We start from the raw sequence: 23745 nt of genomic DNA on the forward strand, positions 1-23745 counted from the left end.
TGAAGCAATAGTTATTTATCTATTGGTGCTGTGATCATAATGATGATAGCGGTCGGTGCTTATATTATCTTTGCGAGATGGATAAAGCCTGACCAACAAACAGTCGTCACGTTTATTGACCCGGCACTGTTTCTGCTGCCGTTTTGAGTTCGTAATATTACGAGCGCCTTTCAATGGAAGCCACTATGCCGTTTCGTCGTTTCAGACTGAATAAATTCCTGTCCCGGCTAAGTTTTTCTTTCATGGTATTATTCTTATTTCTGTTGTTAGGGGCGGCAGTGATTTATGCGCAAACCAAAGCCAATATGCATCAGGATGCTGAAGCTAAGTTATTACAAGGTAGGGCTCGATTCGAGCAGATATTTAATAATTTGCAGCATGCGGCGCTTCAGGTAGAAACCGGATTAGGCAAACCTTGCATGCAAGTTGTTCAAAATCTGCGGGATCAAGTTGTCATTATACCGGATGTGCGTTCAGTCTCTTTAGCTAAGGGGACGACCATCTATTGTTCCTCGATATATGGCCCACTTTCCACGCCGTTTGATCTAGATGTGTTCGTTGATGGTCAACTGGAGCTAATGCAGGGGAATGATGTCACTCCAGATCGTGCTTTGATGGTGTATCGGCTGGCGCGAGGTGATTACAGCATACTGGTTGCGGTCGATGGCTATTATCTGCGCAGCATCCTTAACTTATTAAGTGGTGATATACAGTTGTATCTGAGAGTGGGTGATAAATGGATGGATGCGGTGGGTATGGTACATCCAGGCCACCCCCCCGAGGGAAGCGAACCGTTATATCTGGCCTCAGACAAGTTTGCTTATTCATTAAATACGACGCTCTCTAACCAGCAATATTTGGCCTATGCCTGGCAATATAATCAAGGTAGCCTGATATTTTTCATCTTAATGAGCATCGGTTCAGCCGCGCTGGTTTTCTGGTTATCGGGTAGGGCGGCATCACCCACACAGGTATTAAAACAGGCGTTAGAAAACAACGAGTTTGTTGCTTATATGCAGCCGATAGTATCAGGCAAAGAGCAATGCTGGGTGGGTTGTGAAGTTCTAATGCGTTGGCAGCATCCTGTTAATGGTTTAATTCAGCCGAATAAATTTATTCCGATGGCCGAGGACAGTGAACTTATTGTTCCGATGACTCGCGCTATCATGCAGCAAGTTAGTACCACTTTTGCACCTTACGTAAATCAGTTACCGGAAGGTTTTCACTTTGGTTTTAATATCAGTGCTAACCATTGCCGTGATCTGAGTCTGGTAGATGATTGCCGCCGTTTTATTCAGGCCTTTGGTGGTAATAAAATCAATATCACATTGGAATTAACCGAACGGAAATTAATCGTTGCCGATGAGATTACTGACCGATTATTTGCCGAGTTGCATGCTTTGGGGGTATTTATTGCTATCGACGATTTTGGTACCGGGCATTCAAGTCTGACTTATTTGCAGAACTTTAAAGTGGATTTTCTGAAAATTGACCAAAGTTTTGTTGGCATGATTGGTTCCGATGCATTGTCGAGCCACATTGTCGGGAATGTTATCGATCTCGCGACCCGACTGGGGTTGCAGACCATTGCAGAGGGAGTCGAAAACGACACTCAAATGCGCTATTTACAGGCCCATAACGTCGACTATCTGCAAGGCTATATGTATGGGCGGCCCATGCCGATGAGCGAATTTGCCAAATATATGTTCCATTAAGACTCATATTCTGACATTTGAAACAAAATAAAAAGGGTGCATATGCACCCTTTTTACGGTAGGTCATTGATGCCTAATCACAGCACAGCAACGATAGCTTCACACAGCGGAGCCATGTTATCAGGTGTCATACCTGCAACGTTTACTCGGCCAGAGTTGACAGCATAAACAGCAAACTCATTGCGTAGGCGCAGAACCTGCTCTTTAGTCAGGCCACTGAATGAAAACATCCCATTCTGGTTAATGATAAAGCTGAAGTCCTGCTTCGCACCTTTTTCCTGCAATGTATTCACAAACAACTGACGCATACGATGAATGCGCTGGCGCATATCGGTCAGTTCTTGTTCCCAAATGGCGCGCAATGTCGCGTTGCTCAGGATGGTGGCAACCACTGACGCCCCATGGGCTGGTGGGTTGGAATAGTTAGCACGGATAACGGCTTTAACCTGGCTGAAGGCGATATCGGCCACGTCGCTGCTAGCGGCAACAATGGTGCAAGCCCCGACACGCTCATTATACAAACCAAAGTTTTTCGAATAAGAGCTACAAACGATCAGTTCCTGATGTTTAGCAGCGAAAATACGCAGCCCCTGAGCATCTTCCTCCAAACCTTTGGCAAAACCTTGGTAGGCGAAGTCAAACAGTGGCAGCCAACCTTTGGCAACTGACAGCTCAGCTAATTGGCTCCATTGGGCTTCGGTTGGGTCGATACCGGTAGGGTTATGGCAGCAGCCATGGAATAGCACTACGTCGCCAGCCTGAGCTTCTGAGAGGCTTTTTAATAGCCCATCGAAGTCCAGTGAATGGTTCGCAGCGTCATAATAGGCATACTCAACCACTTCAAGCCCGGCAGCGGCGAAGATATTTTTATGGTTCGGCCAGCTAGGATTACTGACCCAGACACGTTTAGCGCTGGTCTGATGGGCGATAAAATCAGCAGCAATACGTAACCCACCGGTACCACCTGGGGTTTGAGCGGTACGCGCACGCTTATCGGCAATAATAGCGCTGTCGGCACCGAACAACAGTTTTTGCGTGCAACTGGCGAAAACCGGCAGGCCATCAATACCCAGATAGTTTTTAGTAACTTCGTTTTCCAGCAAATACTGCTCAGCTTTCTTCACGCTGGTCAGCACCGGCGTTTTACCGGTTTCGTCTTTGTAGACACCAATCCCCAGATTGATTTTATGAGGGCGGTCATCCGCGCGGAAAATATCGGTCAGGCCCAAAATCGGGTCAGCAGGTGCAGCAGTGATTTTTTCAAACATGTCAGAGGCTTCCATGGCTTAGCGTTAAGCAAACAGAACTATCAGGGTAGCGCCAGTTGCAGTCTTTGCCAACCGTTTGCGATAAAAAGAAATGAATGTTGTGAGGCGGGGGAATTCAGGGTGAAAAATCGGCAAAATAGTGCATTCGACAGCGTAATATCCCTCTATTGGCTAAGGATAAAAACAAAAAGACAGAGCCGAAGCCCTGTCTTTTTTCAACTTATGTCAGCAGATAAACTGCGTGATTAAGTTTAACTTAGAACTGGTATACCAAGCCAACACCAACAACGTCATCAGTCATCAGATTGTTAGCACGGGTGAAGTTGTCTTCGTCCAGCAAGTTGATTTTGTAATCAACATAGGTGGTCATGTTTTTGTTGAATGCGTAGTAGGTACCAACAGAAACATATTTCAACAGGTCATGGTTGTCATCAGTGTTGTTGTTCAGATCCTTACCTTTGGACTGAACATAACCCAGTGACGGACGCAGACCGAAGTCGAACTGGTACTGTGCAGTGATTTCGATGTCACGAGTCTTGTTAGCAACAGAATCGTCACCGAATGGAGTCATGTTCTGAGTTTCAGCATACATTACAGCCAAGTATACGTTGTTAGCGTCGTATTTAGCACCAACGTTCCATGCTTGAGCTTTATCGCCTTCAGCAAATGTTTGGTTAGACAGGTGAGCATCTTTCTGCAGAGTAGTACGGTTAGCAGAAGAGAAACCAGCACCGAAGTTTACGCCGTAACCGATATCATAAGTAGAAGAGATACCGAAGCCGTCACCGTTTTGAGTGGTCAGCAAGCCATCACGGCCACTTTCGTTTTTGCCTTGATATTGCAGAGCAAAGTTCAGGCCATCAACCAGACCGAAGAAGTTGGTGTTACGGTAAGTAGCCAGACCAGTAGAACGGCCAGTCATGTAGTTGTCAGAGGCGGAGATTGAATCACCACCGAACACTGGCAGCATGTCAGTCCATGCGTTGACGTCATAGATTACGCCGTAGTTACGGCCGTAGTCGAATGAACCGAACTCAGCAAATTTCAGACCAGCAAAGCCCAGACGGGTTTTGTTGCCTTTGCCTTCTTGAGCTTCAGCATTGTTAGCCTGAATGTTATATTCCCACTGGCCGTAACCGGTCAGTTGGTCAGTAATTTGGGTTTCACCTTTGAAGCCGAAACGAACATAAGATTCGTCGCCGTCTTGACCCTTGGCATCAGAGAACTGGTGACGCGCATCAACTTTACCGTACAGATCAAGTTTGTTGCCGTCTTTGTTGTAGATTTCTGCTGCATTAGCTGCGCCAGCTACTAACAATGCTGGGATTACTACTGCAAGAATATTGCGCTTCATCATTATTATTACCCTCATTGGTGTTATTCGGACACCTGCCACTGCCGCCAATAATTTTTTTGGAACTATTGTTGAGAGTTTGGTGTCGTCTGTGTCTGAACGCAGTGTTCCATTCACAGACCTGATAATCCACACCGAAAATGCTACCAATTACCTGAATGTGTTTCATTGAGATACTATGTGTTACTAAATGTAAATACTGGGGAACTTTGTGACTTAGATCGAACTTTAAAAAATGACAAAAGCCAGCTGAGCTGGCTTTTATTTATACAAATAAACATTTTTTTTCGAAATGACGAACTTAGAAGCTGGCATTTCTCGGCGTGCGTGGGAATGGGATGACATCCCGAACGTTTTGCACCCCTGTTACATAGGAGATCAATCGTTCAAATCCAAGGCCAAATCCTGAATGCGGTACCGTACCGTAGCGACGCAGATCACGATACCACCAATAATCTTCTTTATTGAGGCCCATCTCTTCCAGACGTGCGTCCAACACATCTAAGCGCTCTTCACGTTGTGAACCCCCGATGATTTCACCAATTCCCGGCGCTAATACATCCATCGCTGCAACGGTTTTGCCATCTTCGTTCATCCGCATATAGAAAGCTTTAATGTCTTTCGGGTAGTTTTTAACCACTACCGGTGCCTTAAAGTGTTTCTCAGCCAAATAACGCTCATGTTCAGAAGACAAATCTATGCCCCATGACACGTCATTTTCAAATTTCTGGCCCGATGCTAGCAAAATCTCGATAGCGTCGGTGTAATCAACCTGAGCAAAATCAGAGGTGACAAAACGTTGTAGGCGATCTACCGCGTCTTTATCTACCCGCTCAGCAAAGAACTTCATGTCATCAGCACGTTCATTGAGCACAGCCTGGAAAACATATTTCAGCATTTTCTCGGCTAATGCGGCGACGTCATCTAAAGAAGCAAATGCGACTTCAGGTTCAACCATCCAGAACTCCGCCAAATGACGGCTAGTGTTGGAGTTTTCTGCCCGGAAAGTGGGGCCGAAAGTGTAAACTTTGGACAATGCACTGGCGTAGGTTTCTCCATTCAACTGACCGGATACCGTCAGGAATGCTTCTTTACCGAAGAAATCCTCGCTGAAATCGACAGCTCCAGTATCCGTGCGTGGCAAGTTTTCCAGATCCAGCGTCGACACACGGAACATTTCACCAGCACCTTCGGTGTCTGAAGCGGTGATCAGTGGGGTAGAAACCCAGAAGTAGCCGTTTTCATCGAAGAAACGGTGAATTGCCTGCGCTAAGGTGTGGCGGACACGGGCAACAGCACCAATCAGGTTTGTACGTGGGCGTAAGTGAGCCACTTCGCGCAAGTATTCGATGCTGTGACGTTTTGCCGCCATCGGATAGGTATCGGGATCATCAACCCAGCCGACCACTTTGATAGCAGTTGCCTGAATTTCAAAGCTCTGGCCTTCACCTGGTGATGCCACCACTGTTCCAGTGACTTCTACTGAGCAGCCGGTAGTCAGATGCAGTACTTCATCCTGATAATTAGGCAAAGCATTATTCACGACGGCCTGTAACGGGTCAAAGCAGGAACCGTCATAAACGGCAACGAAGGAGATACCCGCTTTAGAATCTCTCCGGGTACGCACCCAACCGCGTACGGTGACTTCACTGTCAACCGCAGCACGGCCTTGCAGTACGTCGACTACAGGCACTACGCTCATAGATTTCTCTCTTTAATAGTTTTGATATAGAAATAGTTAACAACCCAACCAAATGGGGATGTTGCTATGTTACTTGCGGCAGTGCAGGACACAAGTAGAAATCACCAGATCAGTGCAACATTTCTGTCGTTATCCTTAATAAAGGCGGCACAAATCAGAGCTGGGTTTAATTGGGAAGTGGTTGTGAGGGGAAAACGGCTAAGTGAAGTGGCTCGCCGGGCTATATTAACGCCCCGACGAACCCTCATTATGCAGGCCGATACTAACTGGCCTTTTTGACTAACGGCAGGGCGAATGCTTCGCGTAACTCATCAACAAAAGCCGGGTCCTGACAGATAGTTTTACCCGGACTATCCGAGAGCTTTGCGACCGGCTTGTTGTTGCATTCAACCAGTTTAATGACAATGTTGAGCGGTTTAACGCCGGGAATATCACAAGTTAAACGGGTACCGATACCGAACACCAATTTAATTCGTTGATAGAAATGGCGATAGAGTGACAACGCTTTTTCCAGATCTAAATTATCTGAGAACACCAATGTTTTACTCATTGGGTCAATACCCAGCTTTTCATAATGGGCGATAGCTTTTTCACCCCATTCTACCGGGTCACCTGAGTCATGGCGCAATCCTTGATAGCGATTGGCGAATGTCTCATCAAAATCGCGCAAGAAGGCATCCATGGTAATACAGTCAGTCAGTGCGACACCAAGTTGATTTGGGTACTCATCTAACCAGACTTGAAGTGCCACGCGCTGACTATTGGCCAGTATCGGACTTATCTGCTGATGAGCCTGGAACCATTCATGGGCTTGAGTACCGACCGGAGCTAATGCCAGGTTGCGGGCTAAATCATAGTTGCTGGTACCTACAATATAGGGGAACTCATCTTTTAAGCTGCTGACAATAGCATGCTGTATATCGCGTGAAAAACGGCGACGGGTGCCAAAATCCATTAGCTTGAAATGACTAATATCGATATCCGCGCTGAGAATCTTAAACTGCTGAAGTTTGTTGCGCAGTTGCGTGACGGCCTCGGCTGTTGTGACACCGACTGACCGGCGCCGATGAACGATTTCACTGATCACCGCCAGCAAAGGGACTTCCCATAAAATCGTTTCGCACCATAAACCGGCAATCCGAATATCTAATTTACCGTCATTATTGGATACGGTGACCTGCTCAGGGTTAAAACGAAAATCCCGCAACCAATTGAGGTAATCATCTTGAAAGAAGGGTAACCCCGAGAGGTAGGTAAACTCATCATCGGTTAACGCTAATTGTTTCATTAGCGCTATCTGATGGCGGATTTCATCGGCATATTCGCCCAGCAACTCATCACCACGGCAGCGGAATTCAGCGGCAACGGTAATATGGCGATAGCGATGGAACACGGCTTGTTGCATATGGAGCTTATAAGCATCCGTATCAAGCAGTGAAGTCAAAATCGGTGAGGCGTCTTGGGTCATGGCGCTATACAGCATCCTCGTAGGAGCATTTTCCGCAGTCAGCATATACCCTTGGTACTTGAAGTTGTCAGGGCTGCTTCGTTCACTCACCCGAATGACCTACTTATGTAAGCTCATCGTAATGCGTTCACTGGCCGCCGACCGGCAACACCAATTACTTTGGACATAATCTATAAAGTCGCAGGAGTATACCGGTATTATCCTGTTATTGAAGTCTCATCACACCATAAATGCTAATCACAGGTCTAGGATTAAACGTGCCATTATCAGTGAAACGGTTATTTTCTTTAGTGGTGTTGGCCCTGAAGGTCAGATTTTTAACTGTTTAGCGAATAAAGGATAAATTGACTTATAAAATATAGGGTTATTAAATTGCACTACCGAGCAACAAAAGGTAAATCTTTGTTTCCTGTTAGTTATCAGAGGTCACCTTGGCAGCCTGGTGCGGGTATTTCCCCATCATTGAGATATCACAATCAACGCAGAGCAATGTGGGGAAATAGCAAACATCATACTATATGTTTAGACATCGACTTAGATAAGTACGATCAGGGAAGATGGCCGTAGGGTAGACCCGATCCCGCTTGATTGCGGATATGGTCGGTGAATTCTTGGCTAAGCGCTACAACATCATAGGCATAGGGTGGGACCCAGCCGATATCAGCGTCAAACCCACAATTGTTGAGTTCAGCAAGGCTATGGTTAAAAGTCGAGCTGTCATCATTAACTTTATCGCCGCCATTAAACGCCTTCATTACCCGACATTCAGCCGTAAGGTCATTAACCAAAAATATATTTTTCTCTGATAAAATACTAGACTGATAACCCAAGCCATAGCTGTATTCGTAGGGATATATAGGATCTGATTTATCTTGCTCAAATAAATTATTATAGAGATGTATGCTGCCGAAACGAACTCGCGGAGTACGCTGGATTATCCGCGTAAAGTAATTATTAAAGAATGTAACGTGCATGGTTCCTGCATCTTGCTCAGCATTACTATCGCTATGACCAATCAAAATAGTTTTGTCATGTAATTCAAAACGGCAGTGAGAAATCGTGACATAGTCAGAGCCGCGTTTAATATCTAACGCGCCATCATGCTGAACAAACTTCCAGCCATCCTTCTCGGTGTATTGATCAATCGTAAAACGGCCATCACTAAACGTGACATGGTCGATCCAGACATGGTGTGAATTAATGATATTTAAACCATCCCATTCAGCATTCCACCCATCACCTTCTTCAAACTGGGGATCGACATCTACTGGGTTCTCAATATAGATGTTATGAACGATAACATTACTGGCATCTTGGATAATGATTGAACCTTCGATAAATTTCGCATTCTCGGTGACACCAATTAACGTGGTATTGGCATTGAGATAAACAATACCACGCTGTTTCTGGTCTGCTTGGTCCTGATAAGGAAGACCTTCACTCACATCAATCAGACCATATACTTGAATTATCTTCGGCCGCTCTCCTGATTCCGATAATGCCCGTCTAAGTTCTGATACCGAAAAAACCAGATAAATATCATCACTGGTGGCTTCGCTGCCTCCGGTAGTTCCTCCGGCTTCAGCGGCCCAGCCTCCGACAGGAGAAATGTTTCTTGCAGCTTGATGAATGACACGTGAATTGATTCTGCTGGTCATAATAACTCCTTTTACATTTGAATATCTTAACAATCCTCCATTGAAATAGAACATAATTTTATTTTAAATAAAACGACGTCTCTATTGTTTTTGTTAAATCGATAATATGTATTATGAAGTGTTGAATCTTCAGTGTGTTGAGCTTATTTTTTATTGTTATATGGAATGGATGGCTATTTTGCGTTAAAGAAAACGATGAGTTAGGGGGGCAACGACAAAAAGATCTGAATCTATGTTCAATCTTATTAATGTATGAAGGCCAATGTGCATGATGTCGGGTTTCGTCTGATGGTATTGGCATATTTTGCTGTCAGAAATGACGATACCGAGCAAATCAACGGATATTTTGCTCACCAAATGCAAGAAGGAAAATGAGCTGCGAGGCGGCTCGAAAAAAGCACATTCAATGCGTTATCTGCCGTAATAGCACTCGCTCTCACCTAGGTTTTTTTTACAATTGTGATACATTAAAAAGCTATCTGAGTCTAAGGCTAATGGGCTGACAGCAATGTTCTGGTCGCCGTGATACTGGCCTTATACGACTATTAATACAGACCTGATAATCATATTCACTGATGACGTCAAAAGGGTTCCTATGACACAACAGCCGCAAGCTAAATACCGTCACGATTATAAATCGCCGGATTACACCATTACCGATATCGATTTGGACTTCGCACTGGATGCGCAAAAAACGACGGTAACGGCGGTCAGTAAAGTAAAACGTCAGGTAGCAGATGTGACGCCGTTGATTCTAAATGGTGAGGATCTCACGCTCGTCAGTATCAGTGTTGATGGGCAAGTTTGGCCTCATTATCAGCTACAGGATAACTCGCTGGTCATTGAGCAATTACCCGCACATTTCACACTGACAATCGTCAATGATATTCATCCTGCGACCAACAGTGCACTTGAGGGATTATATCTTTCCGGTGACGCGCTGTGCACCCAGTGTGAAGCTGAAGGTTTCCGCCATATTACTTACTATTTAGACCGTCCTGATGTTTTGGCCCGTTTTACGACCCGCATCGTGGCTGACAAATCTCGTTATCCTTATTTGCTTTCCAATGGTAACCCTGTGGGGCAGGGGACACTGGAAGATGGTCGTCATTGGATAAAATGGCAAGATCCATTCCCTAAGCCTTGTTATCTGTTTGCTCTGGTTGCCGGTGATTTTGATGTCTTGCGCGATAAGTTCATTACCCGCTCCGGGCGTGAAGTCGCATTAGAGCTTTTTGTTGACCGGGGTAATTTAGATCGTGCCGACTGGGCGATGACGTCGTTGAAGAACTCCATGAAATGGGATGAGACTCGTTTTGGTCTGGAATACGATCTCGACATCTATATGATTGTCGCGGTTGATTTCTTCAATATGGGTGCGATGGAAAATAAAGGCCTGAATGTATTCAACTCTAAATATGTTCTGGCAAAAGCTGAAACAGCAACAGATAAAGATTATCTGAACATTGAAGCGGTTATCGGACATGAATATTTTCATAATTGGACAGGTAATCGAGTCACGTGCCGTGATTGGTTCCAGTTAAGCCTGAAAGAGGGCTTGACGGTATTCCGTGATCAAGAGTTCAGCTCTGATTTAGGTTCACGTTCAGTTAATCGAATTGAGAACGTACGCGTAATGCGTGCCGCACAGTTTGCCGAAGATGCCAGCCCAATGGCCCATGCTATTCGACCAGACAAAGTTATCGAGATGAACAACTTTTACACCCTTACCGTGTATGAGAAGGGTTCAGAAGTTATCCGCATGATGCATACCCTACTGGGTGAACAACAATTCCAGGCCGGTATGCAGCTCTATTTTGAACGCCATGATGGTAGTGCCGCAACGTGCGATGATTTTGTACAAGCAATGGAAGATGCATCGAATGTCGATCTCTCTTTATTCCGTCGCTGGTATAGCCAGTCCGGCACTCCGATTCTGACCATTCGTGATGACTATGATGCTGAGAAGCAGCAGTACCATCTGCACGTCAGCCAGAAAACCTTACCAACCGCTGACCAGCCGGAAAAACTGCCGCTGCATATTCCATTAGATATTGAACTATATGACAGTAACGGTAATGTGATTGCGCTACAGAAAAACGGCTTGCCCGTCCATCATGTCCTGAATGTGACGGAGTCTGAGCAGACATTTACCTTTGATAATGTTGAACATACGCCGATCCCCTCTTTGCTGCGCGAATTCTCCGCCCCAGTCAAACTGGATTATACCTACAGTGATCAGCAGCTCACTTTCCTGATGCAGCATGCGCGTAATGAATTCTCTCGTTGGGATGCTGCCCAGAGCTTGCTGGCAACCTATATCAAACTTAATGTTGCCAAGTATCAGCAGAAACAGCCGCTGAGTTTACCCACTCACGTTGCGGATGCTTTCCGGGCAGTATTACTCGATGAAAATCTTGATCCGGCTCTGGCAGCGCAGATCTTGACCTTACCGTCAGAAAATGAAATAGCAGAGCTGTTTACTACCATTGATCCGCTGGCGATCAGTGCGGTTCATGAGGCTATTACTCGTTGTTTGGCTCAGGCATTGTCTGATGAACTGTTAGCCGTATATGTTGCGAATATGACACCTGTGTATCGTATTGAACACAGTGATATTGCCAAGCGTGCATTGCGTAATACCTGCCTGAATTATCTGGCTTTTGCTGATGAAGATTTTGCTAACAAGCTGGTCTCGTCACAATACCACCAGGCGGATAATATGACTGATTCGCTGGCCGCATTAGCGGCGGCAGTCTCTGCACAATTACCTTGCCGTGATGAGTTGCTTACAGCCTTCGATATGCGTTGGAATCATGATGGTTTGGTTATGGATAAATGGTTTGCACTGCAAGCGACGAGTCCGGCGGCTGATGTTTTGACACAGGTGCGGGCTTTGCTTAAGCATCCGGCATTCAGTTTGAGCAATCCAAATCGCACTCGTGCGTTAGTCGGTAGTTTTGCTTCGGGTAATCCGGCGGCATTCCATGCCAGCGATGGCAGTGGTTATCAATTCCTAGTCGAAATTCTCAGTGATTTGAATACCCGTAACCCGCAGGTGGCTGCACGGCTGATTGAGCCGTTGATTCGCTTGAAACGTTATGATGCTGGCCGTCAGGCTCTAATGCGCCAGGCGCTGGAGCAACTTAAAACGCTAGATAATCTGTCCGGTGATTTATACGAGAAGATAACTAAAGCACTGGCCGCATAATGGCTGAATCAGCCAATAGCGCTGCCCACTAACGTTACCTTCACAGCACAGAGGGCAGCAATGCCCTCTTTTTTATGGTTCTTGACCTACAAATAGTTAACACCTTGTTATCAATATAGTTAAACAAAGAGATTCTTTGCGTGGCTTTACTGAGCAATCGTTTACTTTCCTGATAGATAAATTTACCATTCCCGCGTCTATCCATAGGTTGAAAGCCGGTCAGGAGATCACATGTACTACCCACTCGTCAAAAAAGCACTATTTCAGCTTGATCCAGAACGTGCCCATGAATTCACTTTCCGGCAGTTAAAACGTGTTACTGGCACACCACTCGAATTCCTGGTTCGCCAGTCGGTACCAACCAAACCAGTGAGCTGTATGGGATTGTCATTCAAAAATCCATTAGGTTTGGCGGCGGGGCTGGATAAAGACGGTGAGTGTATTGATGCGCTGGGCGCGATGGGGTTCGGTTTTATCGAAGTGGGTACGGTGACACCCCGGCCACAGTCAGGTAATGATAAGCCAAGGTTGTTTAGGATCGTTGAGGCTGAAGGCTTGATCAACCGGATGGGATTTAATAATCACGGAGTTGATAACTTAATTGAAAATGTCAAAAAATCACATTTTGGCGGAATATTAGGTATTAATATCGGGAAAAATAAAGACACCCCGGTAGAGCAAGGTAAAGAAGATTACTTGATTTGTATGGATAAAATTTATCCTTACGCGGGATATATTGCGATTAATATCTCCTCACCTAATACCCCAGGGTTACGATCTTTGCAGTATGGTGAAGCGTTAGATGATTTGTTGGCAGCAATTAAAAATAAACAAACTGAATTACATCAGCGCCATCATAAATATGTTCCTGTGGCAGTAAAGATCGCGCCGGATCTTACCGAGGAAGAGTTGATCCAAATAGCTGACAGTTTAGTTCGCCATAATATAGATGGCGTTATTGCCACTAATACAACGTTAGATCGCTCTCTCATTCAGGGATTAAATTATTGCGAACAAGCCGGTGGTTTAAGTGGCCGACCATTACAATTACGCAGCACGGAAGTCATTCGTCGCTTATCACAAGAGCTGCAAGGGCGTCTGCCAATTATCGGGGTAGGTGGAATTGATTCGGTTACTGCCGCTCGCGAAAAAATGGCGGCAGGTGCTTCATTGATTCAAATTTATTCCGGCTTTATCTTCCGTGGGCCTGGTTTGATTAAGAATATCATCACTCATATCTAATTATTTAACTTCATTACTGGCCGGGGGGTTTATTTCTTCCTCCGGCTCGTCTATATTTTACTCCGGTAGATTAAATATACAGCGAAAGCCCTATACCTAAATAATGTGAGTTGCAGGTAGCCGGTAATCGAATAACAAAGTGGTCGTGAACTGATTTGAACGCGACTTATAGTGGTCTCGTAGAGGCGAGCTCCATGGATGGGCTGAGTAACGAGAGCCGCCAACGCACATGCTGTTTGAAGTATGATGCGGATATATGAAATTAATCCCATTTGATGGGCGAAGAACTCAGTTATTGAGTCAATGATGTTAGCAGCATGGCGGGAAGGAAAAATATGCGAATTAAACCAGATGATAAATGGCGTTGGTATTTTGATACCGAACACGACCGACTGATGTTGGATTTAGCTAATGGTATGATATTTCGCTCGCGTTTCCCGTCTAAAATGCTAACCCCAGATGCTTTCGATGAATCCGCATTCTGTGTCGACGATGCCGCTCTCTATTTTGAATTCGAAGATCAATGTCGCCAAATTAAATTGAGCCATGAACAACGTTCAGAATTAGTGTTAAATGCATTGGTCGCATTTCGTTTCCTAAAACCACTAATGCCCAAAAGTTGGTATTTTGTACAATACCCTAAAGCGCTGATGCCAAAAAATGGTGAGTTGGCGTTAGTTAAAGTATTGGATAGTGGTGAAGATGTTCGCTTGTTAGTGGTTGAGTCGGGTGATTCGGCAAGTTTGTGTTTATTAGCACAATCACAAGTGGTATTAGCTGGACGGCAGATGGTATTAGGTGATGCCATTAAGATAATGAATGACCGTTTGTTGCCCCTTATCATTGCAGAGGTTTATACCGCCCCAGCTTTCGACCGAGCGGTATAATTCCCCTTCATACCGCAGTAAAGTGGTTAGCTGCGTGCAGAGAGTAAGTTTATCGGGATTATCTTATTTACCGCTGAGGGTAATATCCCCTGTGGGAATACAGCTACAACAAAGAATAGTTCCGTCGTTGCCAATGGCACTCTGTTTTAAAGGTGCAACATCGCCATTCACTAATGTAATTCTACAACTGCCACATATCCCAGCCCGGCATGAATAAGGAATGCGGATATTTTGTTGTTCCAATTGTTCCAGCAATACCTGCTGATTATTACCATTAAAGCGAATGCCGTTATATTCAATCGATACCGCTTTGGATTGATCAAGTGGTGCCGCCAGGCTTTCAACTATGGCACCTGCACTGTATGGCCGAGGTGGTTTGGTTGACAGAATTTCTACTTCATCACCTATCCGAATAATGCCGCTGTTCCTGGCCACCATATTCTGGCCAAAATCGATATCGCCATTTTCCGCAGTTCGGAATGTCTGTAGTGTTCGTAATGGCTCACCGGTTGGGTGTTTCCGCCCGCGTTCTACGCTGACGGTGGTTAATACACAACGGCTGCATGGCTTAACCAAATCAAAGGTGATATCTCCAACGCGAATCACCTGCCAACTGTCTTCGGCAAATGCACTGGCACCGGTTACGACTAAATTCGGGCGAAACTGTTCTAATTTAATACTGCCAGGGCAGCGTTGCTGTAGTTCTTTAAATGATGCTTCGTTAACGAGCAGGTAAGGGAAGCCATCAGCAAAAGACAGTGGAATCTCTGGCATCGGCTTCACCCTGCGGGTTAACTGTGCACCGAGCCAGCGTAATTGCACTTCACGCTGAAAATAGCCACTGAGCCAGTTGTTGATGGTCTCAGGGGCAATTAGCGCCGTAAAATGATTTCCCCAGACTTCCGTCGGTTCAGCATTGGCTAAAAAATCATTAAAGCGGATACTGGCACTCTCGCCATCGGGCGCCGTGAGATATAAACCGTCCGGCATTAATGCCGGGGTGAACAACACCATCTGCGGATTTTGGCGCGCAGTAATAAAAGTGCCATCCGGTTCGGTAATCATAAATACGCGGTCAAAGGCCAGCCCACTGCTGCTGACTTGAGCATGAGAAAGCTGCAAGCCGCGCATGGATTTCACCGGATGAACGTAGAGTCGGGAGAGGGTAATCACCATTGCCTCCGTGCGAGTATTAAATAAGAAGGAGCAACTTTATGACAAGCTGCTGGGATTAGCTATAATGCGCAACAATTTTCTTTTTGGTGATAGTGCGATATGAACTCTCTGTTTGCCAGCACGGCGCGTGGACTGGAAGAACTGTTAAAAAGCGAACTCGAAGCGCTGGGCGCTCACGACTGTAAAATAGTACAGGGTGGGGTACATTTTCAGGGTGACGATCGACTCATGTACCAAAGCCTGCTGTGGAGCCGCCTGGCTTCGCGCATCTTGTTACCGCTTAACGAATTTAAAGTTTACAGCGATTTGGACTTGTACCTCGGGGTGCAGGCGATCGACTGGCCGTCAATTTTTGGTGTGGATAAAACCTTTGCTGTGCACTTTAGCGGCGTGAATGATGAAATCCGCAACAGCCAGTACGGTGCATTGAAAGTAAAAGATGCCATTGTTGACAGCTTTACCCGTAAGTTGGAGCAGCGCCCAACGGTTGCCAAGCAGCAACCGGATATTCGGGTGAATGTTTTCCTACAACGGGATATGGCCAGTGTGGCATTGGATCTCAGTGGTGAAGGGCTGCATCAGCGCGGCTACCGTGATCTGACCGGTCAGGCTCCCCTGAAAGAAAACCTGGCAGCGGCAATTATCCAGCGTTCTGGCTGGCAGTCAGGTACACCGATGGTCGATCCGATGTGTGGTTCCGGTACATTGCTGATTGAAGCGGCAATGATAGCCTCTGATCGCGCCCCTGGTTTGCATCGCGCCCATTGGGGCTTTACCGCCTGGAGTGCCTTCAACGAAGTGCTATGGCGTGAATTGACCACCGAGGCGCAAGTGCGTGCCCGCAATGGTTTGCAGGAAACCACTTCTCGCTTCTTCGGTTCAGACATCGACAGACGAGTTATCGAAATGGCGCGTGCTAATGCCCGCCGCGCTGGGGTATCAGAGCTGATTAGCTTCAATGCCAATGATGTCAGTAAGTTAGTGAACCCCCTGCCGGAAGGGCCGGTAGGCACGGTTATCAGTAACCCGCCTTACGGTGAGCGGTTGGAAAGCGAGCCGGCATTGATTGCATTGCATAATATGCTCGGTCGCATCATGAAATCGGCATTTGGTGGCTGGCGTTTATCGCTGTTCAGTGCATCACCGGAATTGCTGAGTTGCCTGCAACTGCGGGCGGAACGTGAATTTAAAGCGAAAAATGGCCCGCTGGATTGCGTGCAGAAAAACTATCAGTTAGCGGCGAATCCACAGGGTGCTGCGGGTGTTCAGGTGGCAGAAGATTATGCCAACCGTCTACGTAAAAACGTGAAAAAGCTGGATAAGTGGGCCAAACAGCAGGGTATCGAATGCTACCGTCTGTATGATGCCGATTTGCCTGATTATAATGTGGCCGTCGATCGTTACGGCAGCAAAGTGGTGGTACAGGAATATGCGCCGCCGAAAACGATTGATGCGCAAAAGGCCCGCCAGCGCTTATTTGATGTGATTAATGCCACCCTTGCGGTACTGGATCTCCCATCCAATCAATTGGTATTAAAAACCCGTGAGCGCCAGAAGGGCAAAAACCAATACGAAAAGCTGGCACAAAAAGGTGAATTCCTGCTGGTGAGTGAATATAACGCCAAGCTATGGGTTAACCTGACCGATTACCTCGATACCGGTCTGTTCCTTGATCACCGTATCGCTCGCCAGATGCTAGGTAAAATGAGCCAGGGTAAAGACTTCCTTAACCTGTTTGCCTATACCGGTACGGCCAGTGTTCATGCCGGCTTGGGTGGTGCGCGCAGTACCACGACGGTTGATATGTCGCGTACCTATCTGGAGTGGGCCGAGAAGAATTTGCGGGTGAATGGCTTAACTGGCCAACAACACCGCTTGATTCAGGCTGATTGCCTTTCATGGCTCAGTAACACCGATGAGCAGTTCGATGTGATCTTCATTGATCCACCGACTTTCTCCAACTCCAAGCGTATGGAGACCACCTTTGATGTTCAGCGCGATCACTTAGTGCTGATGAAAGAACTTAAACGGTTACTGCGCCGTAAGGGAACAATCATGTTCTCGAACAATAAGCGCGGTTTCCAGATGGATTTGGACGGGATAAAGGCGTTAGGGCTGGAAGCGAAAGAGATAACAGCTCAGACACAATCAGAAGACTTTGCCCGTAATCGTCAAATCCACAACTGTTGGCTGGTCACCCACAGCCACGAGGAAAAGTAGAAACTATGTCGTTAATTAGCATGTCCGGTGCCTGGCTGTCGTTCAGCGATGCACCTTTATTGGATAATACTGAATTGCATATTGAGGCAAACGAGCGCGTTTGTCTGGTGGGCCGTAATGGCGCAGGTAAATCCACCTTATTGAAAATTTTGAGCAAAGAAGTCGTACTGGATGATGGCCGCATCATTTATGAGCAAGATTTGATTGTGGCGCGTCTGCAACAAGACCCGCCACGCAATGTGGCCGGTACCGTGTTTGACTTTGTGGCTGAAGGCGTGCAAGAACAGGCTGAACATTTAAAAGCCTACCACGCAAGCTTGCATCAGGTTGAGTTAGACCCAAGTGAGAAGAACCTCAATCGTCTGGCGGCATTGCAGGAGATTCTGGACCATCAAGGTTTGTGGCAATTAGACAGCCGCATTCAGGAAGTGCTGGTTCAACTTGGTTTATCTGCTGATGCCGAACTTTCATCACTGTCAGGTGGTTGGTTGCGTAAAGCAGCACTAGGCCGTGCGCTGGTAAGCTCGCCGAAAGTGCTGCTGCTGGATGAACCGACCAACCATTTGGACATCGAAACCATTAATTGGCTGGAAGGCTTCCTGAAAGAATTCCAGGGCAGCATCGTGTTTATCTCTCATGACCGTTCCTTTATCCGCGCGATGGCGACCCGTATTGTCGACCTTGATCGTGGCAAATTGGTGTCATGGCCAGGGAATTACGAACTGTATCTTGCCAGCAAAGAAGAAGCACTGCGGGTTGAAGAGCTGCAAAACGCTGAATTTGACCGCAAACTGGCGCAGGAAGAAGTGTGGATACGCCAAGGTATCAAAGCGCGCCGCACCCGTAACGAGGGCCGTGTGCGCGCGCTGAAAGCGCTGCGCATGGAGCGTTCTGAACGCCGTGAAGTGATGGGCACAGCCAAGATGCAAGTCGAAGAGACTGTGCGTTCAGGCAAAATTGTCTTTGATCTGGAGAATGTTAACTATCAGATTGATGGCAAAGTATTAGTGAAAGATTTTACCGCACAAGTACAGCGTGGCGATAAAATCGCGCTGGTGGGCCCAAATGGTTGCGGTAAAACGACATTACTGAAACTGATGCTCGGTCAGCTTAAAGCGGACAGCGGCAAAGTACATTGTGGCACCAAGTTGGAAGTGGCTTATTTTGACCAGCATCGGGCAGAACTTGATCCCGAACGTACGGTGATGGATAACCTGGCAGAAGGTAAGCAAGAAGTGATGGTAAATGGCCGCTCGCGCCATGTCCTCGGTTACCTGCAAGACTTCTTGTTCCACCCTAAACGCGCAATGACACCGGTGAAAGCGCTGTCTGGTGGTGAGCGTAATCGCCTGTTATTGGCTAAATTATTCCTTAAGCCTAGCAACTTGCTGATTCTCGATGAACCGACCAACGATCTGGATGTGGAAACACTGGAGTTGTTGGAAGAGATGGTTGATAGCTATCAGGGCACAGTGCTGTTGGTAAGCCATGACCGTCAATTCGTTGATAACTCAGTGACTGAATGTTGGATCTTTGAAGGTAATGGCCAGATCAATAGTTTTGTTGGCGGCTATTATGACGCGCATCAGCAACGTGCTGAGGCAAAACCTATCCGTCAGGTAGCGGCTAAAGTTGAAGAAACCAAAACTGCGACACCGGTTAAGAGTAATGCTCCCGCCGCTAAGCGCCCGGGTAAGTTGAGCTATAACTTACAACGTGAGTTGGATCAGTTACCGCAACAGCTAGAAAAACTGGAAAATGAAATCAGTGAGTTACAGGCTGAAGTTGGTCACGCAGATTTTTTCTCCCGCCCGCATGAAGAGACACAACAGGTCTTGAAAGCATTAGCTGATGCTGAACAGGCGTTAGAAGTAGCATTTGGTCGTTGGGAAGAGCTGGAAGCTCAGAAAAACGGTTAAAAATGTGTAACCGCCGTTCTACCAGATGACGTGCAATACGATATTATGTCTATTGTTATAGTAAGTCTCTTGATAGAACGGTGTTCAACAATACCCAATAGATTTCAACGTGCAGGAAGGTAGCTTGCAGCGGCCTGATAGAGGCGAGAACCATGGATGGCGGAGTAACGGAACAGCCAACCATCTGCATGTTGAAAGATGAAGGGATATACAGGCCAGCCGTAAGGACATAGATATTGTATTCTGTTATTGAGCCTAAACACGGCGGGCAGTCAGGGAATGTCATCCTGTGCCGGCAGTGCGACATGTCAGTGGCCTTACCCTCCCTGCCTTATGGCACTAAAGCGGTATGTCCGCGTTGCAAAACCACACTGACTACCAGGTGGGATGAGCCACGCAAGCGCCCTGTGGGGTACGCGGTTAGCGCATTATTTATGCTATTACTGGCTAATATGTTTCCGTTCGTCAACATGCGTGTGGCCGGGATCACCAGCGAAATTACCTTACTCCAAATACCCAGAGTCATGGTGTCAGATAACTATGCCAGCATGGCAACGTTATTTATGGTACTGGTTCAGTTGATACCGGCATTCTGTATGGTAGCCATCATCCTGCTTTGCCTGCGGGTGCGGATGCCAGCCCACTTGAAAGCCGCAATAGCGAAAGCGTTATTCCAATTTAAAAGCTGGTGCATGGTTGAGATCTTCCTCGCCGGTGTGCTGGTGAGCTTTGTCAAACTGATGGCGTATGGCGACATCGGTATTGGCAGCAGTTTTATCCCCTATTGCCTATTTTGTGTATTACAAGTCCGCGCCTTCCAATGTGTCGATCGTCATTGGATGTGGCAGGATATTGCCCCGGCTCCTGAACTGAAGCTCCCGTTGGTTGCGGGCCGTACTGGTTTGCGTCAGGGGTTGCGATCCTGTTCTTGTTGTACCGCAATTTTGCCGCAATCCCAGGTGCAATGCCCGCGCTGCCATACTCATGGCTATGTTCGTCGTCGCCATAGCTTGCAGTGGACAATGGCCCTATTGATCACCTCGATTCTGCTCTATATTCCGGCTAATTTGATGCCGATTATGATTACCGAAAGTCTGGGGAGTCAAATGGGTTCTACCATTATGGCGGGGGTCATTTTCTTGTGGAGCGAAGGTTCTTATCCGGTGGCGATGGTGATTTTTATCGCCAGTATCATGGTGCCATCGTTAAAAATGTTAGCGATTGCCTGGCTGTGTTGGGATGCAAAAGGTAAAGGTAATAGCGATACTGAACGGATGCATTTCATCTATGAAATCGTGGAATTTGTTGGCCGTTGGTCAATGATCGATGTCTTTGTTATTGCTGTGCTCTCTTCATTAGTCCGTATTGGGCAACTGATGAGTATTTATCCAGCGATTGGTGCACTGCTATTTGCCATGGTAGTGGTTCTGACAATGTTTGCTGCATTAACCTTTGATCCTCGTTTAACCTGGGATCGAATCAGTGAATCAACCCAAAAGGAGCCGCAAGGTGACGGACAATAATCCCAGCCAGAATGTGGCGGAAATTGAAAAAATCAAGCGATGGTCGCCGGTGTGGATCATCCCGATTGTCACTGTGCTGATTGGCGCATGGATTTTGTTTTATCATTTCAGCCACCAGGGGCCACAGGTGGTATTGACCACACTGAATGCCGAAGGTATTGAAGCAGGTAAAACAAAAATAAAAAGTCGTAGTGTGGATGTCGGTATCGTAGAGCAGGTCACGCTGAGTGAGGATCTGAACCATGTTATCGTGCAGGCACGGCTCAGCTCAGGCATGAATACCCTGTTACATGGCGATACCGTCTTCTGGGTGGTGAAGCCGCAGATTGGCCGTGAGGGTGTATCTGGCCTGGGAACACTACTTTCCGGTGCTTACATTGAGCTGCAACCGGGTAGCAAAGGTAAATCATTAAGTGAATTCACCTTATTGGATTCCCCACCGCTGGCCTCACCTGATGCTAAAGGGGTGCGTATCATTCTGGACAGCGAACAGGCTGGGCAGTTGAATGCTGGCGACCCGGTATTGTTCCGTGGCTACCGGGTCGGATCGGTAGAAACCAGCACCTTCGATGCCAAGTCACGCTTAATGCGTTATCAGTTATTTATTGGTGCGCCTTATGACAGTCTGGTCACCAGTAATGTCCGTTTCTGGAAGGACAGTGGTGTAGCGGTCGATCTATCATCACAAGGAATGCGAGTTGAAATGGCATCGCTGGCAACCCTTTTCAGTGGTGGCGTAAGTTTCGATGTGCCTGATGGTTTGGATCTGGGCAAACCGGTCACGGCAGATAAAGCTGAATTCAAACTGTTTGATAATCGCAGCAGCATTCAAAATTCTCTGTTCACTGAACATGAAGATTTCTTGTTGTTCTTCTCCGACTCTGTACGTGGTTTGCAGTCTGGTGCGCCGGTAGAGTTCCGTGGTATTCGTGTGGGTACTGTGGCCGATGTGCCGTTCTTCACCGAAGGTATGAGGCAGCGAGTTGATAATGATTTCCGTATTCCGGTGCTTATTCGCATTGAGCCAGGCCGTTTCCGCGATGATTTAGGCTCGGATACCAACTTTGCGCAAATATTGAAAACAGCCAAAGAACGCGGGCTACGTGCCTCATTGAAATCAGGTAACTTGCTGACGGGGGCGCTGTTTATTGATCTGGATTTCTACCCAGATGCCAAACCGTGGAAAGGGCCGTTGGAAGTGGCGGGCTATCCATTGCTGCCCACAGTCAGTGGTGGTTTAGCGCAAATTCAGCAGAAATTGATGCAAACACTGGATAAGATTAATAGTCTACCTCTGGATCCAATGGTGAATGAAGTCACGAAGACACTGGCTGAAAGTCAGAAAACGATGCGTGAAACTCAGAAAACCTTGGCGGCATTGACTGCAATCACCTCAAGCCCGGCGATGCAGGATCTCCCCAAAGATCTGCAAAAAACCCTGAATGAGTTGAATCGCAGCATGAAAGGCTTCCAGCCAGGTTCACCGGCCTACAACAAGATGGTGGGTGATATGCAACGGTTAGATCAGGTCTTGCGTGAATTACAGCCAGTATTGCGTACGCTGAATGAGAAGAGTAACGCGCTGGTATTTGAAGCGGCAGGAAGTCAGGATCCTCAGCCTAAGAAGGCCAAAAAATGATGAAATGGATGGCAGTTCTCGCAGCGCTGTTACTTAGCGCTTGCAGTAGCGAACCCGGCAAAACCTACTATCAGTTACCGGCACTCAGCGCACCTGCTACGGTCAGTAGTAGTGTTGCTTCAAGGCAATTATGGATTGAACATGTTGGTGTTGCTGATTATCTGGCTGCGACGGGAGTGGTATACCAAACCAATGATGTACAGTATGTCATTGCCAGCAACAACTTGTGGGCCAGTCCACTGGATCAACAGTTGCAGCAAACCTTGGTAACCAATCTGAGTAATGCGCTGCCGGGTTGGTTGGTCTCTTCACAACCACTGGATAGCGATCAGGATGTCCTCAATGTGACTGTAACCGGCTTCCATGGCCGCTATGATGGTCGCGCCGTCATTCGTGGTGTGTGGATACTGAAACATCAGGGACAGTTGATTAAGCAGCCATTCGATCTCGAGCTTAAACAGAGTGAAGACGGCTACGATGCTCTGATCCGAACCTTGGCGCAGGGCTGGCAGCAGGAAGCCAAGGTTATTGCTGCTCAGTTACAAAACGTTAAGTAATATTTTGTTCTAATTTAGTCTAATATCAGTCAAACCCTCTTTCGTTGCTAATGAAAAATTACTGCGAAAGAGGGTTTTTTGTTTAATATCAATATATTGCTTTCAGTTATCCCAAATCAATTACTTAGCAAATTCAGCGGACATAGCTCACAAATATGACATTGGCGTGAATTTTGCGCATTGCTTTTCTGTTTCCTAAGGTCTAT

16 protein-coding genes are annotated in these 23745 nt (G+C 46.7%); 10 read left to right on the plus strand and 6 right to left on the minus strand.

The window, feature by feature from the left end; genetic code table 11:
* Positions 1-185: 185 nt before the first annotated feature.
* A complete protein-coding gene (locus A6J66_003115; GenBank protein PNM23271.1) occupies positions 186-1715 on the plus strand; it encodes a cyclic diguanylate phosphodiesterase in 1530 nt (509 codons plus the stop codon).
* Positions 1716-1792: 77 nt separating this feature from the next.
* Here A6J66_003115 and A6J66_003120 read toward each other — a convergent pair whose 3' ends face one another.
* The 3 genes from A6J66_003120 to A6J66_003130 form a co-directional block, all read right to left on the minus strand.
* The gene (locus A6J66_003120; protein PNM23272.1) at positions 1793-2983 is read right to left on the minus strand and encodes an aspartate/tyrosine/aromatic aminotransferase; all 1191 of its coding nucleotides are present in this window, start codon (positions 2981-2983) and stop codon (positions 1793-1795) included.
* 256 nt (positions 2984-3239) lie between these two features.
* Positions 3240-4340 carry a porin OmpC gene (locus A6J66_003125; GenBank protein PNM23273.1) on the minus strand — a complete coding sequence of 367 codons (1101 nt, stop codon included), beginning with the start codon at positions 4338-4340 and terminating at the stop codon, positions 3240-3242.
* Positions 4341-4638: 298 nt separating this feature from the next.
* Entirely contained in the window at positions 4639-6039 is a 1401-nt protein-coding gene (locus A6J66_003130) for an asparagine--tRNA ligase (GenBank protein PNM23274.1), read from the minus strand.
* A 66-nt stretch (positions 6040-6105) separates the two neighbouring features.
* Here A6J66_003130 and A6J66_003135 point away from each other — a divergent pair, with 66 nt between their 5' ends.
* Positions 6106-6318: a hypothetical protein gene (locus tag A6J66_003135; GenBank protein PNM23275.1), complete on the plus strand. Its 213-nt coding sequence runs from the start codon at positions 6106-6108 to the stop codon at positions 6316-6318.
* Here A6J66_003135 and pncB read toward each other — a convergent pair.
* Both pncB and A6J66_003145 read right to left on the minus strand, forming a co-directional pair.
* Complete coding sequence (gene pncB, locus A6J66_003140) at positions 6302-7507, minus strand: nicotinate phosphoribosyltransferase (GenBank protein ID PNM23276.1); 1206 nt, start codon at positions 7505-7507, stop codon at positions 6302-6304. The genes A6J66_003135 and pncB overlap by 17 nt on opposite strands.
* Before the next feature lie 548 nt (positions 7508-8055).
* Complete coding sequence (locus tag A6J66_003145; GenBank protein PNM23277.1) at positions 8056-9219, minus strand: pectate lyase; 1164 nt, start codon at positions 9217-9219, stop codon at positions 8056-8058.
* Between the two features lie 541 nt (positions 9220-9760).
* On the opposite strand from A6J66_003145, the gene A6J66_003150 reads away from it, so the two are divergent.
* The 3 genes from A6J66_003150 (at position 9761) to A6J66_003160 (ending at position 14505) form a co-directional block, all read left to right on the plus strand.
* Positions 9761-12376 (plus strand): aminopeptidase N, encoded by a 2616-nt coding sequence (locus tag A6J66_003150; GenBank protein PNM23278.1) that lies wholly within the window; start codon positions 9761-9763, stop codon positions 12374-12376.
* Positions 12377-12607: 231 nt separating this feature from the next.
* The gene (locus tag A6J66_003155; protein ID PNM23279.1) at positions 12608-13618 is read left to right on the plus strand and encodes a quinone-dependent dihydroorotate dehydrogenase; all 1011 of its coding nucleotides are present in this window, start codon (positions 12608-12610) and stop codon (positions 13616-13618) included.
* A gap of 335 nt (positions 13619-13953) precedes the next feature.
* Positions 13954-14505 carry a cell division protein ZapC gene (locus A6J66_003160; GenBank protein PNM23280.1) on the plus strand — a complete coding sequence of 184 codons (552 nt, stop codon included), beginning with the start codon at positions 13954-13956 and terminating at the stop codon, positions 14503-14505.
* A 63-nt stretch (positions 14506-14568) separates the two neighbouring features.
* On the opposite strand, the gene A6J66_003165 is transcribed toward A6J66_003160, so the two are convergent.
* Positions 14569-15681 carry an MOSC domain-containing protein gene (locus tag A6J66_003165; protein ID PNM23281.1) on the minus strand — a complete coding sequence of 371 codons (1113 nt, stop codon included), beginning with the start codon at positions 15679-15681 and terminating at the stop codon, positions 14569-14571.
* Between the two features lie 99 nt (positions 15682-15780).
* Between A6J66_003165 and A6J66_003170 the strand changes: the two genes are divergently transcribed.
* The 5 genes from A6J66_003170 to A6J66_003190 all read left to right on the plus strand — a co-directional run bounded on the left by A6J66_003170 (position 15781) and on the right by A6J66_003190 (position 23539).
* Entirely contained in the window at positions 15781-17901 is a 2121-nt protein-coding gene (locus A6J66_003170; protein ID PNM23282.1) for a bifunctional 23S rRNA (guanine(2069)-N(7))-methyltransferase RlmK/23S rRNA (guanine(2445)-N(2))-methyltransferase RlmL, read from the plus strand.
* A gap of 5 nt (positions 17902-17906) precedes the next feature.
* Positions 17907-19820, plus strand: a complete 1914-nt coding sequence (locus tag A6J66_003175; GenBank protein PNM23283.1) for an ABC transporter ATP-binding protein — start codon at positions 17907-17909, stop codon at positions 19818-19820.
* Between the two features lie 236 nt (positions 19821-20056).
* Positions 20057-21343 (plus strand): paraquat-inducible protein A, encoded by a 1287-nt coding sequence (locus tag A6J66_003180; GenBank protein PNM23284.1) that lies wholly within the window; start codon positions 20057-20059, stop codon positions 21341-21343.
* Positions 21344-21356: 13 nt separating this feature from the next.
* The gene (locus tag A6J66_003185; GenBank protein PNM26876.1) at positions 21357-22982 is read left to right on the plus strand and encodes an MCE family protein; all 1626 of its coding nucleotides are present in this window, start codon (positions 21357-21359) and stop codon (positions 22980-22982) included.
* Positions 22979-23539, plus strand: coding sequence for a hypothetical protein (locus A6J66_003190; protein ID PNM23285.1), 561 nt, complete (start codon positions 22979-22981; stop codon positions 23537-23539). The genes A6J66_003185 and A6J66_003190 overlap by 4 nt, the downstream gene beginning before the upstream one ends.
* Positions 23540-23745: the final 206 nt, after the last annotated feature.

This window comes from Yersinia enterocolitica, assembly GCA_002082245.2.
Classification (GTDB): domain Bacteria; phylum Pseudomonadota; class Gammaproteobacteria; order Enterobacterales; family Enterobacteriaceae; genus Yersinia; species Yersinia enterocolitica_E.